At 47.0% G+C, this 14,894-nt stretch carries 19 protein-coding genes and 2 pseudogenes; 16 read left to right on the top strand and 5 right to left on the bottom strand.

Translation table 11 applies throughout. From position 1 onward, the window contains the following. Positions 1-158 precede the first annotated feature (158 nt). From LKD48_RS06265 to LKD48_RS16500, 3 genes are read right to left on the bottom strand one after another with little or no spacing between them, the layout of a single operon-like run. Positions 159-1,013 carry a hypothetical protein gene (locus tag LKD48_RS06265; protein WP_308731535.1) on the bottom strand — a complete coding sequence of 285 codons (855 nt, stop codon included), beginning with the start codon at positions 1,011-1,013 and terminating at the stop codon, positions 159-161. 30 nt (positions 1,014-1,043) lie between these two features. Continuing rightward, positions 1,044-1,181 carry a hypothetical protein gene (locus LKD48_RS06260; protein ID WP_308731534.1) on the bottom strand — a complete coding sequence of 46 codons (138 nt, stop codon included), beginning with the start codon at positions 1,179-1,181 and terminating at the stop codon, positions 1,044-1,046. A 17-nt stretch (positions 1,182-1,198) separates the two neighbouring features. Further along, the gene (locus LKD48_RS16500; RefSeq protein WP_334291862.1) at positions 1,199-1,405 is read right to left on the bottom strand and encodes a DUF6199 family natural product biosynthesis protein; all 207 of its coding nucleotides are present in this window, start codon (positions 1,403-1,405) and stop codon (positions 1,199-1,201) included. A 735-nt stretch (positions 1,406-2,140) separates the two neighbouring features. Between LKD48_RS16500 and LKD48_RS06255 the strand changes: the two are divergent. The 7 genes and pseudogenes from LKD48_RS06255 to LKD48_RS06225 all read left to right on the top strand — a co-directional run. Next, positions 2,141-2,386: pseudogene (locus LKD48_RS06255) on the top strand (VirD4-like conjugal transfer protein, CD1115 family); the annotation flags it as partial. A gap of 215 nt (positions 2,387-2,601) precedes the next feature. After that, complete coding sequence (locus tag LKD48_RS06250) at positions 2,602-2,742, top strand: Maff2 family mobile element protein (protein ID WP_007037419.1); 141 nt, start codon at positions 2,602-2,604, stop codon at positions 2,740-2,742. Between the two features lie 272 nt (positions 2,743-3,014). Continuing rightward, positions 3,015-3,500, top strand: coding sequence for an RNA polymerase sigma factor (locus LKD48_RS06245; RefSeq protein ID WP_231837181.1), 486 nt, complete (start codon positions 3,015-3,017; stop codon positions 3,498-3,500). After that, complete coding sequence (locus LKD48_RS06240; protein WP_055246185.1) at positions 3,493-4,197, top strand: zf-HC2 domain-containing protein; 705 nt, start codon at positions 3,493-3,495, stop codon at positions 4,195-4,197. The genes LKD48_RS06245 and LKD48_RS06240 overlap by 8 nt, the downstream gene beginning before the upstream one ends. A 157-nt stretch (positions 4,198-4,354) precedes the next feature. After that, positions 4,355-4,813: an RNA polymerase sigma factor gene (locus LKD48_RS06235; protein ID WP_015512181.1), complete on the top strand. Its 459-nt coding sequence runs from the start codon at positions 4,355-4,357 to the stop codon at positions 4,811-4,813. Then, a complete protein-coding gene (locus LKD48_RS06230) occupies positions 4,791-4,988 on the top strand; it encodes a helix-turn-helix domain-containing protein (protein WP_055246186.1) in 198 nt (65 codons plus the stop codon). The genes LKD48_RS06235 and LKD48_RS06230 overlap by 23 nt, the downstream gene beginning before the upstream one ends. Positions 4,989-5,037: 49 nt before the next feature. Then, a complete protein-coding gene (locus LKD48_RS06225) occupies positions 5,038-6,570 on the top strand; it encodes a hypothetical protein (protein WP_055246187.1) in 1,533 nt (510 codons plus the stop codon). Positions 6,571-6,587: 17 nt separating this feature from the next. On the opposite strand, the gene LKD48_RS06220 is transcribed toward LKD48_RS06225, so the two are convergent. Then, the gene (locus LKD48_RS06220; RefSeq protein ID WP_172678090.1) at positions 6,588-7,295 is read right to left on the bottom strand and encodes a hypothetical protein; all 708 of its coding nucleotides are present in this window, start codon (positions 7,293-7,295) and stop codon (positions 6,588-6,590) included. A gap of 73 nt (positions 7,296-7,368) precedes the next feature. Here LKD48_RS06220 and LKD48_RS06215 point away from each other — a divergent pair, with 73 nt between their 5' ends. The 6 genes from LKD48_RS06215 (at position 7,369) to LKD48_RS06190 (ending at position 11,543) form a co-directional block, all read left to right on the top strand. Next, positions 7,369-7,767: a plasmid mobilization protein gene (locus tag LKD48_RS06215; RefSeq protein WP_034479871.1), complete on the top strand. Its 399-nt coding sequence runs from the start codon at positions 7,369-7,371 to the stop codon at positions 7,765-7,767. Continuing rightward, on the top strand, positions 7,739-9,361 hold the full coding sequence (locus LKD48_RS06210) for a relaxase/mobilization nuclease domain-containing protein (RefSeq protein WP_110439998.1): 1,623 nt from the start codon (positions 7,739-7,741) through the stop codon (positions 9,359-9,361). Before LKD48_RS06215 ends, LKD48_RS06210 begins: the two co-directional genes overlap by 29 nt. A 185-nt stretch (positions 9,362-9,546) precedes the next feature. Further along, complete coding sequence (locus tag LKD48_RS06205) at positions 9,547-9,759, top strand: hypothetical protein (RefSeq protein ID WP_082425542.1); 213 nt, start codon at positions 9,547-9,549, stop codon at positions 9,757-9,759. Further along, on the top strand, positions 9,749-10,498 hold the full coding sequence (locus LKD48_RS06200; RefSeq protein ID WP_055246190.1) for a phage replisome organizer N-terminal domain-containing protein: 750 nt from the start codon (positions 9,749-9,751) through the stop codon (positions 10,496-10,498). Before LKD48_RS06205 ends, LKD48_RS06200 begins: the two co-directional genes overlap by 11 nt. Beyond that, on the top strand, positions 10,495-11,349 hold the full coding sequence (locus tag LKD48_RS06195; RefSeq protein WP_055246191.1) for an ATP-binding protein: 855 nt from the start codon (positions 10,495-10,497) through the stop codon (positions 11,347-11,349). Before LKD48_RS06200 ends, LKD48_RS06195 begins: the two co-directional genes overlap by 4 nt. Then, positions 11,346-11,543: a transposon-encoded TnpW family protein gene (locus LKD48_RS06190; protein WP_308731533.1), complete on the top strand. Its 198-nt coding sequence runs from the start codon at positions 11,346-11,348 to the stop codon at positions 11,541-11,543. The genes LKD48_RS06195 and LKD48_RS06190 overlap by 4 nt, the downstream gene beginning before the upstream one ends. A 61-nt stretch (positions 11,544-11,604) precedes the next feature. Here the strand turns inward: LKD48_RS06190 and LKD48_RS06185 are convergent, their stop codons facing one another. Then, the gene (locus tag LKD48_RS06185) at positions 11,605-12,144 is read right to left on the bottom strand and encodes a DUF3795 domain-containing protein (RefSeq protein ID WP_055246193.1); all 540 of its coding nucleotides are present in this window, start codon (positions 12,142-12,144) and stop codon (positions 11,605-11,607) included. A 213-nt stretch (positions 12,145-12,357) separates the two neighbouring features. On the opposite strand from LKD48_RS06185, the gene LKD48_RS06180 reads away from it, so the two are divergent. The 3 genes and pseudogenes from LKD48_RS06180 to LKD48_RS06170 all read left to right on the top strand — a co-directional run. Further along, positions 12,358-13,968: a recombinase family protein gene (locus LKD48_RS06180; protein WP_110439999.1), complete on the top strand. Its 1,611-nt coding sequence runs from the start codon at positions 12,358-12,360 to the stop codon at positions 13,966-13,968. Between the two features lie 90 nt (positions 13,969-14,058). Further along, positions 14,059-14,154 (top strand): annotated as a pseudogene (locus tag LKD48_RS16425) (Maff2 family protein); the annotation flags it as partial. Between the two features lie 69 nt (positions 14,155-14,223). Further along, a partial coding sequence (locus tag LKD48_RS06170; protein WP_308731531.1) for a VirB6/TrbL-like conjugal transfer protein, CD1112 family occupies positions 14,224-14,894 on the top strand: 671 nt, incomplete at its 3' end.

Raw genomic sequence — 14,894 nt, 5'->3', positions numbered from 1 at the left:
TACAACAATTTTCTTTTAATGCTATCAGGCAATAAAGTTATTCCTTTGGCCAGAGTAAAAGGGATAACTTTATTTTGCTAAAGCATACTAAAAAGGGCGCGTTGCAGAAAATTATCCGCAACACGCCCTCTTCTATAAGTCCTTATGTCAAAATCAAATTATTGGTAATCTTGAATATTGGGATAAGCGGCACCGTTATTATGCGCGTAAGCTGCTTCAAAGTAGTCGAGGCTTTCAAAAGTAATGCCCTGATAGTTTCCGACATTCAACACATCAAAAGTTAGATTCAGAACATCACCAGCGGAATATTGGTCAAGAAGATTTCCTGCAAATTTCCATCCTATGTTTTCCTCATAAGTATCCTCGGTAAAATAAAATGTAGTCGCATCCTCAGTCGCATCATAACTAATGTCAATAATTATATCAGAGAAATGAACTTGATCTCCAGCATTAAAGTCTTTGAGATAATCTACAGTTTTTCCATCAGCAGGATTAATAAATTGAGCATTAAGTTGTGTCATATCAACAACCTCTGGAGGAAGAGAATTAAGTCTGTAAGATTCTGCAACAGAGAATTGATAAACTCTGTTATTATCCCCAAAGTAAAATCCATCTTCCGTCATAGGAACACTTGAACGAGCATTGGCATTGTAATAATGGGCATAATACAACTGCCATTTGTATGTCTCAGTTGAAACAAACTGTGCTTTCCATGTACCAGAACTGTCTCCTGCTTTCTTTGTATAAAACATATACTGATTTGTACCAGTAGTTGCTTGACTTACCGTATCACCAGAGGCATCTGACAAGATGAGTGCAATCTGTGTAAAAATATCGACAAAGATAATCCTATGTCCATGCATACGGATAGAACCAACGCTGTTATCTACTTCTGGACGAAAATAAACCTCAGGCCCCATATCACCCGTGTTATATTCTATGCTAGGTGAAACAAGATAGGCCCAACTACTATCCTTTTCACTCTGTCCATCGAGATCGATAAGCTTTTCCACATAATCTGAAAGGATAATCCAGCCAATCTTTCACCAATTCACTTTGCTTGCTTCAGCAGAAGAACTGATATTCTCGTTGTCGGCATAAGCAAAAGTAGTGTTAGAAAAACTTATGCACATAACCAAGGAAAGAGTAAGTGCAACAATCTTACGTGTTAGCTTTTTCATTAAAAGCCCCCCTTCTCTTATAAAACCAAAACAATAATGCAAATGATGGATGCAATAAAAAAGAATACTCCAGCAACCCGCATCAAACCAAGATATAAATCTGTAGGTTCACCGCCTTTTACAGAAAAGAAGTGTTCAATTTTCCATAAAAGTTCCGGCTTAAAAATCATAAAAAAACTTAATAGAAGCAAAAGGATAAGCCATATGTTATCTATGTATAACACTTCCTTTCTGCTAATACTGAAAATTCAAATAAAAAAGCGCATAAGTAGACAAATAATCATGCCTAACTTATGCGCAAATAGAAACAATTTTAATTCTAAGCCTCCAAAGCTGGCAGCGTCGGTAAAAATGCTCCATTATTAAGTTAGGCAACTTAACCTTAAAACAAATCATCGGTCTTACCTCCCAACAATATAAATTTCGACTTTTCACTTTTATTTTATCACCTAAAGCAGAACTTGTCAATGAATTTGTCTAAAATAAGTCGATTTTCTTTTTTGATTATGTGCATTTTTAACTAATAGAAAGAAAGTTGTATTGAGGGCGATTGGTGTTCCTTATTCCATATGTCGGAACTGTATGAAGTGAAAATAGTTTATCCGTTGAAGAGTCACTCCACAGGTTATGCTTGATTCTTTCAAAGTTATGTTTCTATAATATGCATCCGTACTGTCATATTATAATTCACATTATTGGATAATATAAATTGACAAGTATAAGATAAACAGACAAGGAGTCGCTGCCACCCGTAAAACGGGTGGCTCGGGACGCAGGCTTTAAGCCCACTCTACTTGGCCGCGCCTCAAGGCGCTAGCTTTCTCTTTTAGGCTATACTAAAGTTTTTATTTCCCTGGTACAACCGGGGATTTTTTTGCTTCAAGCCGCCAATTAGAACGGCAGCCACAAAGATTTTTCTTTGCGGCTGCCGTTTTCTTGAATTCATCACTTGACAATGTGGCAAAGAGCTGATGAGCCAGGACGAGCTGGCAGTTATGGATGGCGGCAAGTGCATCTTGCAGTTGCGCGGTGTGCGTCCGTTTCTTTCAGACAAGTATGACATTACCAGACACCCTAATTTCAAATACACAGCTGATGCGGACAAGCGAAATACCTTTGATATTGAAGCATTTTTGTCTGCCAGACTAAAACTCAAGCCTGATGAGGTCTGCGATGTATATGAAGTAGACACGGAGGGCGTGTAATACGGTTCCGCTGAGAAAGGAGTGATCTTATCTATTTGCCGCACCTGCCCTCTATGGGCCATTGGCGTACAAAGCGGACAATCGCAAGAAAAATAATGAAAAAGGAGGACAGCCGGAATCAGGCTCTCATAGATCGAGGGCAGATTGTTCCGGCTTTTGTGCGCTTATGAAACAAACCTAACTAATTATTCAAATGATTCCGGCTAATATTATTTATGGCATTTTTTGAACAGGCAATCACCGTTCTTCAGACCCTCGTTATCGCGCTCGGTGCCGGTCTTGGTATCTGGGGCGTCATCAACCTGCTGGAAGGTTACGGAAACGACAACCCTGGTGCAAATGCTCATGTACGGTAGAGAAGCACAAAGCAAAACAAGGATAGCCAGCCCTGCCACTATTCCGAAGTCAGGGGAACGCAATAGAAAAATTCATAGCTGTATGCTATACTTAATTAGCATTTGAACATATCAAGCTGACACAGCAATCTCTTTACTTGCCGTTAATGCACGTCTACCAATAGTCCGCACAAAGCAAGAGTAGCGTAAAGGTATAAAAATTTCAAAGTTTTTTGTAACGAAATTCCGATTTCTCCGTCTAACCTATGAAGCTGAAGGAGGTGATGACAAGTATGGACTATGAAAAGCTCTATAAAGCCTACTATTTACAGGTATACTCGTATACTATTTCTCTTGCCAAAAATCGTGAGATAGCAGAGGAAATCACGCAGAACACATTCTATAAGGCTGTTTCTACAACATCAAAATTCAAAGGTAAGTCAGATGAATTGACATGGCTCTGCTCCATAGCAAAAAATCTTTACCATGATGAAATGCGAAGCCGTCAGCGAGTAGCTGATGTGAGTGAAATCAATGACTTGCCATCAAATGAAAATGTTGAGAACTCAGTTGCAGATTCTGACATGGCATTCCGCATACACCTCGTTCTTCACCGTTTGGAAGAACCATACAAAGAAGTCTTTCAGCTTCGCGTATTCGGGGAACTATCTTTTTCACAAATCGCTGCAATTTTTGGAAAAACAGAATCATGGGCGAGAGTTACTTATCATCGTGCAAAGCTAAAAATTCAAGAAAGGATGGACGAAAATCATGAGTAAACAATGCGATATTGTTCGAGATATTCTTCCGCTGTATGTTGACGGTGCTTGCAGCGAAGCAAGCGCAGAGATGGTAAAAGAGCATTTGAACGTCTGTGCTGACTGTAACGCAATTTATCAGAAATTGCTTTCTCACACGAACGAAGATGTTCTTCACGAAGAAAGCGAAAGCGTTATTATGCGCCATGAGGCAAAAGAAAAGCAGAGAGGCAGAAAAAAGATAACGATTGCTGTTCTCGTTTCCATCGCTCTTTGTATCATTGCAATTTTTACAGCTCTCTTTCTGTTACCTATAAACATTGCTTATGAGCCTGTCAAAATCGACTTCCCATTTGAGGTTGAAGATGTCGAAAGCGTTGAAATGTACCACTATGACGGAGTGCCTGCATCAGCAGAAAAGAAAGTAGTTGTTGCTGAAAATGATATAAAGGCCCTGTATGATAAGTTCAAGGGCTTATCCTTAAAAGACAAAACAACTGAGGAAACTGCCGGAGCAGATGTGACCAGCTTTAGATTTAACCTCTCAGATGGAACAAGCTACGATTTGATTTACGCCTGCTATGGAGTTAAAAACGGCGAATTGAAGTCAGAAGCAGGCGGTTTTAAGTATTTCACAAGTGCGGATATTGGCTCTTATTGGAACAATTTGAATACGGAACTTGAAGCAATTCCTATCAATGAGAGTGAATTGCCGTGAGCAGATAGCAAACCCAGCCGAGCCTGTCAACGGTCAAGATGAACGGCGCAAATGCGCCGCCGTTGACAGCCCCGCCCGTCTTTGCTGTTCGGTAATCAAGAGGGCGACAGCACAAAATGCTGCCGCCCTCTGCCATTATTCAGAAAGGGGGATTTCCATGACCGAACACGAAAAGTATCAAGAACATATCCGACATACACACGATGCCTTTTGCAAGACCGTCATTCGCCACGCTGCCATAGACGCAGCCCGGAGCATACGGAGCCGCCGCAAGCGGGAAATCTCGCTTGAATATCTGATAGAAGAAAAACACTATTCATTCAGTACCACAGATAAATACTTTGCGGAGCAATCCGGCATGACCAGCTATCCGCTTTTCGTCTGTGGTCAGATGGTGCTTTTGGAAAGTCCAGAGCTTGCCGCAGCCCTGTCCGCACTATCACAGATGGAACAGGAAATCATTTTCCTGTACTACTTCCAACGATTAACGCATAGGGAGATTGGACGGAGATATGGACGGGCTGGCAACACAACCGGGCGGCGTATTCAGATGATTTTACGGCGGCTACGGGCAGAGTTGGAGGGTTTGTCCTATGAACCAGCTACTTTCCTATGAAACAATCGTTAAGGCAAGCGAGGGCGACCCGGAAGCTGTTGCCGCCGTTCTATCTCATTATGCCGGGTATATTCGCTCTTGTGCGAAAATGGATGGACAGATCAACACAGATATGCAGGAGCATATCGTCAGGCGGCTGATAGAAAGTCTGTTGAAGTTCCGCTTTGACCGCTGATAAAAATAGTGTATAATGAGATAAACCAGCAGTATTTATGGAGATTATTATGGATAGAACATTTCAGAAGTTTTTGCAGAGTAAAATCGACCTTTCCTCCGTGGGCGTAGAGTTCCGTGAAGATAATGCACCATACTTTTGTACGCCTAAAGGAGCATCTATATTTGGTTGGGCAGGTGTGGACGGTATCCATTTCTGCTTTATTCGGGGCTTTGGGAGTATGGTTTTTGCCATTAGCCCTATGAACTCTGCACCCGATTTTGTTCACCCGCTGGCGAGGAATTTTGCAGACTTTTTAAGATTGCTCCTTGCTTGCAGCGATGAAGCAGCTTTGGAGCAAGCGTGGATGTGGGACGAAGCGCAATTTGAAGCCTTTTTGCAGGACAATCCTCCAACGCAGGAACAGCAAAGGACACTTTCGGAGCTTGCCGAGAAAATGAAATTGAAGCCTATGGAGCAGCCGTGGACATATATCAAAGAACTGCAAACATCTTTTGATTATAGCAAAATCAAGTATACCGAGGATTATTATGATACTGATATGAACCCGGATGCAGAACCGACGATCCCGGAGTGGAAAGTCTACTTTGAGGGGAACTTTTGGGGACATTCGGGAAAAGACCGTGCCGGGACAGAAATACGAGTAGATCAGCAATTTGAATGGGCTGGTCATCATTGGACGATTCCTGCGGCGTATTCTTGCAGCAAGGGACTTGTCTTGGATCTCTGTATGTGTACCCCCGCAGAGGACATTCGCAAGTTTATGAAAAAGTGGGATTTACACCCCGAAAATGATTCCTGCGAATACTTCACGCAGGAGCAGCAAATGCAAATAGATTTAGACAATCCGCTTTGCCTTGACTTTATTCCTCGTCTGGAATTGAACGGGAAAATAATACAGACTTCTCATGGTTGCTCTGTGGTCTTTAATCCATGTTTGCCAGATGGAATGATCAATGAAACGGAAGCAAAGTGGGCGTTGGAACACTATGACTTGGATATATCCTATGGATGGATGATTTTTAGGGCAGCTTTTCCATGGACAAGCAAACGCCGCCCTGAGATAAAATCACTCGCCCTCACGATGGAGCAGCAGTCACGCCGTGTCCCAGGACCACATTTCAAGGCACACGCTCCCGGCGATTCGTTTTCTTTCTCCCATCCAGCCAGCGGAACAAAATACACATTGACCGTACGGGAATTGGAGCAGCAGACAATTTCTCAAAAGTGCGTTGGCTCTGACCGTTGGTTTTATCCGACGCATTTTACTGCCATGAGCTACACGCTTTCGCCTAAACCAGACGATGATATTTTAATCCGTGATTGTGCCAATGGCGATAAGCCTTTAGAAATCGCTCCTATAACAAATCACTTTGCGCCGGAAGCTCAAAACGATATTGTTTGTGTCGGCATTATCGGCGGTGCGGATGGGCCAACGGCAATCCTGTGTGGTGCCAGCAAGCAAGAAAATCTCCATGTTGCTTGCTCTGCCCTACACTTTGAGCCAATATCGGACGATATTGAATGGCGGGTTGAGTTTAATATTCTCCAGCCTTTGAAAAAAACATTTTTGCTCATATAACGTACATTCAGTTAATTCTACGTTAGGTAAAATGGACAAACAAATCGACACAGATATGCAGGAACATTGATGTTGTTATACACTTCTTTAATTGCAAGTATGAATGTGGAAAATACAACAGAGTGGAATACTGAATGGGGGAGATATTGGCAAACAGTATCTGATATGGGGTTATTCCCTGTGCTGATAATAGGAATTATTTTATTGGTAACAGGTATTACATTTTCTTTATGGGGTGTTTTTTCAAAGGAAGATAAATAAACGCAATTCCAGTTTGACGAACTGGCTGACAATTTAATACCATCGCCCATCACAGCGGCATATAAGCAGTAAATCTTGAAAAAGGTTTGCTGCTTTTTTGCCCCCATTTTCAAAAATCTTTGGCAAACCACACCGCCGGATTGTTGTAGGGAGCAGACAGGAAAAATAAAAAAATTTCCGCTGTGTTTGCCAAAACGAACCCTTTTCACCGTTGTAGTGGTGAAAAGCGGGCAGAACACGCCGCCGCAATCGCTATATTGGTGAAGCAAGCCAGTATATCCGCAGACCAGAGCCGCCGAGAAAAGCGGCAGTTTTTTAGAGCAAGATTCTACCGCAGTACCAAAATTCGCTTTTCGCTCATTTTGCCCCTGCGGGAATCTTGTTGGGGAGTGCCTTCCCCAAACCCTGCTTATGCGGCTTGCGCCGCTTAAAAATCCCTCAAAATATTTTTTCGGATTTTTCAAAAACAGTTCCGCTTTACCCCCTGTTTTTCTCCTATTAGTGAGAGGACACCACGCACAGAAAGGAGGTTTTACCATGCGAAAACGATACAACACACCGCACCGCAGCCGGGTAGTCAAGACACGCATGACCGAGGAAGAATACGCCGAGTTTGCGGAAAGGCTTTCTGCCTGCAACATGAGCCAAGCCGAGTTTATCCGGCAAGCCATAACCGGGGCAGCCATACGCCCCATCATAACCGTTTCCCCCGTCAATGACGAGCTGCTTGCCGCTGTCGGGAAGCTGACCGCCGAATACGGCAGGATCGGCGGCAACTTAAACCAGATAGCCCGGACGCTGAACGAGTGGCACAGTCCCTATCCGCAGCTTGCCGGGGAGGTACGGGCGGCAGTTTCCGACCTTGCTGCCCTAAAGTTTGAAGTCTTGCAGAAAGTGGGTGACGCTGTTGGCAACATTCAAACATATCAGCTCTAAAAATGCTGACTATGGCGCAGCGGAAGCCTACCTCACATTTGAGCATGACGAGTTTACCATGAAGCCCACCCTTGATGAAAACGGGCGGCTGATATCGAGGGAGGATTACCGCATTTCTTCCCTTAACTGCGGGGGCGAGGATTTCGCTGTTGCCTGTATGCGAGCCAATCTCCGCTATGAGAAAAACCAAAAACGGGAAGATGTGAAAAGCCACCACTATATCATTTCCTTTGACCCACGGGACGCAGCGGACAACGGCTTGACCGTAGACCGGGCGCAAGCATTGGGCGAGGAATTTTGTGCCGAGCATTTCCCCGGACACCAAGCCATTGTCTGCACCCACCCGGACGGACACAACCACAGCGGCAATATCCATGTTCATATCGTTATCAATTCTCTGCGTATTGAGGAAGTACCCTTGCTGCCCTACATGGACAGACCGGCAGATACCCGTGCCGGGTGCAAACATCGCTGCACGGACGCTGCTATGGAATACTTCAAAGCCGAGGTCATGGAGATGTGCCACCGGGAAAATCTCTATCAAATCGACCTTTTGCATGGCAGCAAAAACCGCATTACCGAGCGTGAGTATTGGGCGCAGCGGAAAGGGCAGGCAAAGCTGGACAAGGAAGCTGCCGCCTTGCCAGCCGAGGAGCAACCAGCCAAGCCCACGAAGTTTGAAACAGACAAGGAAAAATTGCGGCAGGCCATACGCACCGCGCTGTCCTCTACCGCAAGCTATGGCGAGTTCGCCGCCGTTCTCTTGCAACAGGGCGTGACCGTCAAGGAGAGCCGGGGGCGGCTTTCTTACCTCACGCCGGACAGGACAAAGCCTATCACAGCCCGGAAGCTGGGGGACGATTTTGACAAGGCTGCTGTCCTTGCCCTGCTCACGCAGAACGCCCACAGAGCCGCCGAACAAAGCAAAGCCATACCGGAATACCCCCACACCCAAAAGGGACGCTTGCGGGAGGAAAAAGCCACAAAAACCACCCCGGCAGACAACACCTTGCAGCGCATGGTTGACCGGGAAGCAAAGCGAGCCGAGGGAAAGGGCGTGGGCTATGACCGCTGGGCGGCAAAGCACAACCTAAAGCAAATGGCAGCTACCGTTACCGCCTATCAGCAGTATGGATTTTCTTCCCCGGAGGAACTGGACGAAGCCTGTTCTGCCGCTTATACCGCCATGCAGGAAAGCCTTGCAGAGCTAAAGCAGGTGGAAAAGACGCTAAACGGGAAAAAGGAGCTGCAACGGCAGGTGCTTGCCTATTCCAAGACCCGCCCTGTCCGGGACGGGCTGAAACAGCAGAAAAACGCCAAAGCAAAAGCAGCCTACCGTCAGAAGCACGAAAGCGACTTTATCATAGCAGACGCAGCCGCCCGTTATTTCAGAGAGAACGGCATTTCCAAGCTGCCGAGCTATAAAGCCCTGCAAGCAGAGATTGAAAGCCTTATCAAAGAGAAAAACAGCGGCTACAACGATTACCGGGCAAAACGGGAGGAATACCGCCGCTTACAGACTGTCAAGGGCAATATCGACCAGATTTTACGCCGGGAGCGCAAGCCTGTGAAAAGGCAGGAACAGGAGCGATAAAAACCGCCCCCAAAATGTACCCGAACCCATACAGAACAAGGGGGCTGCCCCGTACCCTATCCCCAATACCAAAGGATTTTTTAACGGGCTTACAGGGCAGAAAAACCCCGAAAATGATACCGAGATGATACAGAATTACCGCCGATACCGCCACACCAGCGGAAACGGCAGAAAGGAGCGCACCCATGCCAAGAATGAGCAAGAAACGGCGGCTGGAATGGTCTTTTTTCCTGCGGCAAGTGAAAGTCGGGAATACCACCTGCGACCGTATCACATACAACGACCTCTGCCGGGGCTGTACCCATAGCTGTAAGCAGAGCTTCCGGGCGGTTGTCATACTCTGCCCCCGCTACTACTCCAAACGCCGGAAAAAGGAGGACGGGGACAATGGCAGATAACCGCAAGTATTACTACCTCAAGTTGAAAGAGAACTTTTTTGACAGCGACTCCATTGTGCTGCTGGAAGATATGAAAGACGGGATTTTATACTCCAATATCCTCTTGAAGCTGTACTTAAAATCGCTGAAAAACGGCGGGAAATTGCAGCTTGACGAGCATATCCCCTACACAGCGCAGATGATAGCGACACTGACCCGCCACCAGATAGGAACGGTTGAGAGGGCTTTGGAGATTTTCCGGCAGTTGGGGCTTGTGGAGCAGCTTGACAGCGGGGCTTTCTATATGACCGACATTGAGTTGATGATAGGACAGTCCTCTACCGAAGCCGAGCGAAAACGGGCTGCAAGGCTGGAAAACAAGGCACTTTTACCGCCCCGGACAAAAGGCGGACATTTGTCCGACATTCGTCCACCAGAGAAAGAGATAGAGTTAGAGAAAGAGATAGAGATAGAAAAAGAGAGAGAGGGAGAAACGGGACACCCCGCCCCCGCCGCTTATGGCAGATACAACAATGTGATACTGACCGATACAGAGCTTTCCGGGCTGAAAACAGAGCTGCCCGACAAGTGGGAGTATTATATTGACCGGCTTTCCTGCCATATCGCTTCCACTGGGAAGCAGTACCACAGCCATGCAGCCACCATTTACAAGTGGGCGCAGGAAGACGCTGCCAAAGGCAAGGCTACCCCGAAACAGGGCATACCCGATTATTCATGCAAGGAGGGCGAGAGCTTATGAAAAACGAGATTGAAGCTATGATTACGGACATTACAGCCACTACCGCCGAAGCGGAGGACTACACAGGCGAGGACGGGCTTTTATACTGCGGCAAGTGCCATACGCCCAAAGAAGCCTACTTTGCAGAGGGAAAGACCTGTTTCGGGCGTGACCGCCACCCAACAGACTGCGACTGCCAGCGAGCAGCCCGTGAAAAGCAGCAAGCCGCCGAAAGCCGACAGAAGCACCTTGAAAAAGTGGAGGACTTGAAACGCCGGGGCTTTACCGACCCTGCTATGCGGAACTGGACATTTGAGCATGACAACGGCAGAAACCCACAGACCGAAACCGCCCGCTTTTATGTGGAGAGCTGGGAAACCATGCAGGCTGAAAATATCGGCTACCTGTTTTGGGGCGGCGTGGGGACAGGAAAAAGCTACCTTGCCGCCTGTATCGCCAACGCCCTTATGGAGAAAGAGGTTGCCGTCTGTATGACAAACTTTGCAACCATACTCAATGACCTTGCTGCCAGCTTTGATGGCAGGAACGAATATATTTCCCGCCTTTGCAGCTACCCCCTGCTGATACTTGATGATTTCGGTATGGAGCGAGGGACAGAATACGGGCTGGAACAGGTTTACAGCGTGATTGACAGCCGTTACCGATGCGGCAAGCCGCTGATCGCCACGACCAACCTCACGCTGGAGGAATTGCAGCACCCGCAGGACACGCCCCACGCCCGTATCTATGACAGGCTGACTTCCATGTGCGCCCCCGTCCGCTTCACGGGCAGCAACTTCCGAAAGGAAACCGCACAGGAAAAGCTGGAACGCTTAAAGCAACTGATGAAGCAGCGAAAGGAGAGCCTATGACAGAAACGAAACAGACAAGCACCACCAAAACAGACCGCCGCCCGGACTGTGTGACGGAAATCCGCATGGGCAACTCCGTCCTTACCATTTCCGGCTTCTTCAAGCAGGGCGCAACCAACACCGCAGCCGACAAGATGATGAAAGTGCTGGAAGCGGAAGCTGCTGCCGGACATACGCCACCGTTCAGCGCATAAGTGATGACATGGAAAAGCGGTCACGCCGGGGAGCATGACCGCTGGAATATCAGTAACAACTTTATTTTTTCCGAAGTTTCAACTCAATGCCTTTTGGAGCAGCTATATCCTGCAACAGTTTTGCGATAACAGAAGCCTGTTCTTTCTTTCCCATACTTTGAAAATCCTTATCGGATTTAACTGTCTGCAAGATATTTTCAATTTCTTTAATCGTTAAGAGATTGACTGCAACACAGAATAGATTTTTTCTGCGCCCGTCATTATAGTGTGACAAGAGGAAATCCAATAATTTGCGCTTTTCTTCCTGTTCAGCATTATAGGCGGGAATCCCTATCTGGCTGGCTTTTTCCATGTCATTCATTTGATTGTGATGAGTTATAAAAGAATCAAAATCATCTATATGAGCGTATTTGTCACAAGGGAAGCTGGTACACTGAAAGCAATATTCGATTTTCCCATGTTCAATACTGCACTTTGCGATTTTACAACTTTGATTATCAACGCCGCAACCGGAACAATGCCCTGCCAAATTCATAGGACATAATTTACAATTTAGACCACAAAGAGAAAGGTACTGATTGTTACGGACAAACCCTTTCATTGTCACACCCCCTTGTATTGATTAGCCCCATTTTACCATAAGAACAAGAGTTTTTCTACTATGCAATCCCAGTCATCTGCTACACAAAAAATAGCAATTTGACCGACCATAAAGAAGCAGATTTGACGCTTTTGCCGCTATACAGACAGCCGCCCCATGTGGTACAATCAAGGTACGGAATAGTGGGGCTGGCTGTCGGAAACGGAGGATTTTATGTTAAGACAGACCAACCAACAACCAATTACCGCCCTTTACCCAAGACTTTCCCATGAGGACGAGCTGCAAGGCGAGAGCAATTCCATTTCCAACCAGAAGCGTATCCTTGAAACCTATGCAAAGCAGAACGGCTTTTCCAATCTGCGCTGGTACACGGACGACGGTTATTCTGGTGCGAACTTTCAAAGACCCGGTTTCCAAGCCATGCTTGCGGACATTGAAGCCGGAAAAGTCGGGACAGTTATCGTAAAGGATATGTCGAGGTTAGGGCGAAACTACCTGCAAGTGGGAATGTACACGGAAATGATTTTCCCACAGAAAGGTGTCCGCTTCATCGCTATCAATGACGGAGTGGACAGCGCACAGGGCGACAATGACTTTGCCCCGCTGCGGAATATCTTTAACGAATGGCTGGTGAGAGATACGAGCAAGAAAATACGGGCGGTAAAACGCTCAAAAGGCATGAGTGGCAAGCCTATCACAAGCAAGCCTGTGTATGGCTACCTCATGGACGAGGACGAAAATTTCATTATTGACGAGGAAGCCGCACCCGTAGTCAAGCAGATATACAACCTCTGCCTTGCCGGGAATGGTCCGACCAAGATAGCCCGTATGCTCACAGAGCAGCAAATCCCCACGCCGGGGACGCTGGAATACCGCAGGACGGGCAGCACCCGCCGCTACCACCCCGGATATGAGTGCAAGTGGGCGACCAATACCGTTGTGCATATCCTTGAAAACCGGGAATACACAGGCTGTCTGGTAAACTTCAAGACGGAAAAACTCTCTTACAAAGTCAAGCACAGTGTAGAAAATCCCCCGGAAAAGCAAGTGATTTTCGAGAACCACCACGAGCCTATCGTAGACACCCAAACATGGGAACGGGTGCAGGAGCTACGCAAGCAGCGTAAACGCCCCAACCGCTATGATGAAGTGGGCTTGTTCTCCGGCATACTGTTCTGTGCGGACTGCGGCAGTGTGATGTATCAGCAGCGATACCAGACGGACAAGCGCAAGCAGGACTGTTATATCTGCGGCAACTACAAGAAACGCACCCATGACTGTACGGCGCACTTTATCCGTACCGACCTCTTGACCGCTGGTGTACTCTCCAATCTGCGGAAAGTGACAAGCTATGCGGCAAAGCATGAAGCCCGGTTTATGAAGCTCTTGATTGAGCAGAACGAGGACGGGGGCAAACGCAGGAACGCCGCCAAGAAAAAGGAACTGGAAGCCGCCGAGAAACGCATAGCCGAGTTATCCGCTATCTTCAAGCGGCTGTATGAGGACAGCGTGACCGGGCGCATATCAGACGAGCGTTTCACAGAGCTGTCGGCAGACTATGAAGCAGAACAACGGGAGCTGAAAGAAAGAGCCGCTGCTATCCAAGCGGAGCTTTCCAAAGCACAGGAAGCCACCGTGAACGCAGAAAAGTTTATGAATGTTGTCCGGCGGCATACCAGCTTTGAAGAACTTACCCCTACTCTGCTGCGGGAGTTTGTAGAGAAAATCGTTGTGCATGAGTGCAGCTATGACGAGAACAAGACCCGTAGGCAGGACATTGAGATTTATTATTCTTTTGTTGGCAAGGTGGACTTGCCCGAATAACCGCCCGACCTGTCCGACACAATGCGCAAGTGCCGGATAGGAACGGCAAAATTTTTTACACTTCTATTACTTCTTTATCACACATAAGTAAAATCACAGGGCATGAAGCAGCTCATGGCCGGTGCTGGTGTAGCCGTTGTTGGTATGGTTCTTGTACCTCTGCTCTCCGGGCTGTTCTCTGTCTAAGCGTTCCTACATGAAATCCTTGCCGCTCCCGCAGCTCTGCGGGGGCGGCGGAAAGGAGGTTGACACCGTATGGATTTCTTACTTGAAGCCCTGACGAATTGGCTGAAAGAAATGCTGGTGGGCGGTATTATGAGCAACCTTTCGGGGATGTTTGACAGCGTAAACCAACAGGTCGCGGATATATCCGTACAGGTAGGACAGACCCCACAGGGATGGAATGGCAGTATTTTCAATATGATTGAGAATCTGTCCAACTCCATCATGGTACCGATTGCAGGTGTGATCCTGGCTATCGTGATGACCGTAGACCTGATCCAGATGATTGCAGACAAGAACAACCTGCATGATGTGGATACCTGGATGATTTTCAAGTGGGTGTTCAAATCAGCTGCCGCCATCCTCATTGTCACAAACACATGGAATATCGTGATGGGCGTCTTTGATATGGCGCAGAGCGTGGTGGCACAGGCGGCAGGGATTATCAATTCGGATGCGTCCATTGACATTTCCTCAGTTATGACCGATCTGGAGCCGAGGCTGATGGAAATGGATTTGGGACCGCTGTTCGGACTGTGGTTCCAATCCCTCTTTATTGGCATTACCATGTGGGCGTTGTATATCTGTATCTTTATCGTTATTTATGGCCGTATGATCGAGATCTACCGCGCGTCCAGAAGCGCCGCTTTTCATCCAAAGGCGGTGTGCGGGCATTTTGGGAACCCGGCTTTAGCAAGCCGGTA

Source organism: Anthropogastromicrobium aceti (assembly GCF_020687335.1).
Classification (GTDB): domain Bacteria; phylum Bacillota; class Clostridia; order Lachnospirales; family Lachnospiraceae; genus Anthropogastromicrobium; species Anthropogastromicrobium aceti.
This window is presented reverse-complemented; position numbering and strand designations above follow the sequence as displayed.

What these genes read in the sequence shown, in the direction of transcription:
- LKD48_RS06260 (WP_308731534.1), bottom strand. Translation starts at nt 1,181, where the DNA reads ATGAAAAAGCTAACACGTAAGATTGTTGCACTTACTCTTTCCTTGGTT.
- LKD48_RS06250 (WP_007037419.1), top strand. Translation starts at nt 2,602, where the DNA reads ATGGCATTTTTTGAACAGGCAATCACCGTTCTTCAGACCCTCGTTATC.
- LKD48_RS06245 (WP_231837181.1), top strand. Translation starts at nt 3,015, where the DNA reads ATGGACTATGAAAAGCTCTATAAAGCCTACTATTTACAGGTATACTCG.
- LKD48_RS06240 (WP_055246185.1), top strand. Translation starts at nt 3,493, where the DNA reads ATGAGTAAACAATGCGATATTGTTCGAGATATTCTTCCGCTGTATGTT.
- LKD48_RS06235 (WP_015512181.1), top strand. Translation starts at nt 4,355, where the DNA reads ATGACCGAACACGAAAAGTATCAAGAACATATCCGACATACACACGAT.
- LKD48_RS06230 (WP_055246186.1), top strand. Translation starts at nt 4,791, where the DNA reads ATGAACCAGCTACTTTCCTATGAAACAATCGTTAAGGCAAGCGAGGGC.
- LKD48_RS06225 (WP_055246187.1), top strand. Translation starts at nt 5,038, where the DNA reads ATGGATAGAACATTTCAGAAGTTTTTGCAGAGTAAAATCGACCTTTCC.
- LKD48_RS06215 (WP_034479871.1), top strand. Translation starts at nt 7,369, where the DNA reads ATGCGAAAACGATACAACACACCGCACCGCAGCCGGGTAGTCAAGACA.
- LKD48_RS06205 (WP_082425542.1), top strand. Translation starts at nt 9,547, where the DNA reads ATGCCAAGAATGAGCAAGAAACGGCGGCTGGAATGGTCTTTTTTCCTG.
- LKD48_RS06200 (WP_055246190.1), top strand. Translation starts at nt 9,749, where the DNA reads ATGGCAGATAACCGCAAGTATTACTACCTCAAGTTGAAAGAGAACTTT.
- LKD48_RS06195 (WP_055246191.1), top strand. Translation starts at nt 10,495, where the DNA reads ATGAAAAACGAGATTGAAGCTATGATTACGGACATTACAGCCACTACC.
- LKD48_RS06190 (WP_308731533.1), top strand. Translation starts at nt 11,346, where the DNA reads ATGACAGAAACGAAACAGACAAGCACCACCAAAACAGACCGCCGCCCG.
- LKD48_RS06185 (WP_055246193.1), bottom strand. Translation starts at nt 12,144, where the DNA reads ATGAAAGGGTTTGTCCGTAACAATCAGTACCTTTCTCTTTGTGGTCTA.
- LKD48_RS06180 (WP_110439999.1), top strand. Translation starts at nt 12,358, where the DNA reads ATGTTAAGACAGACCAACCAACAACCAATTACCGCCCTTTACCCAAGA.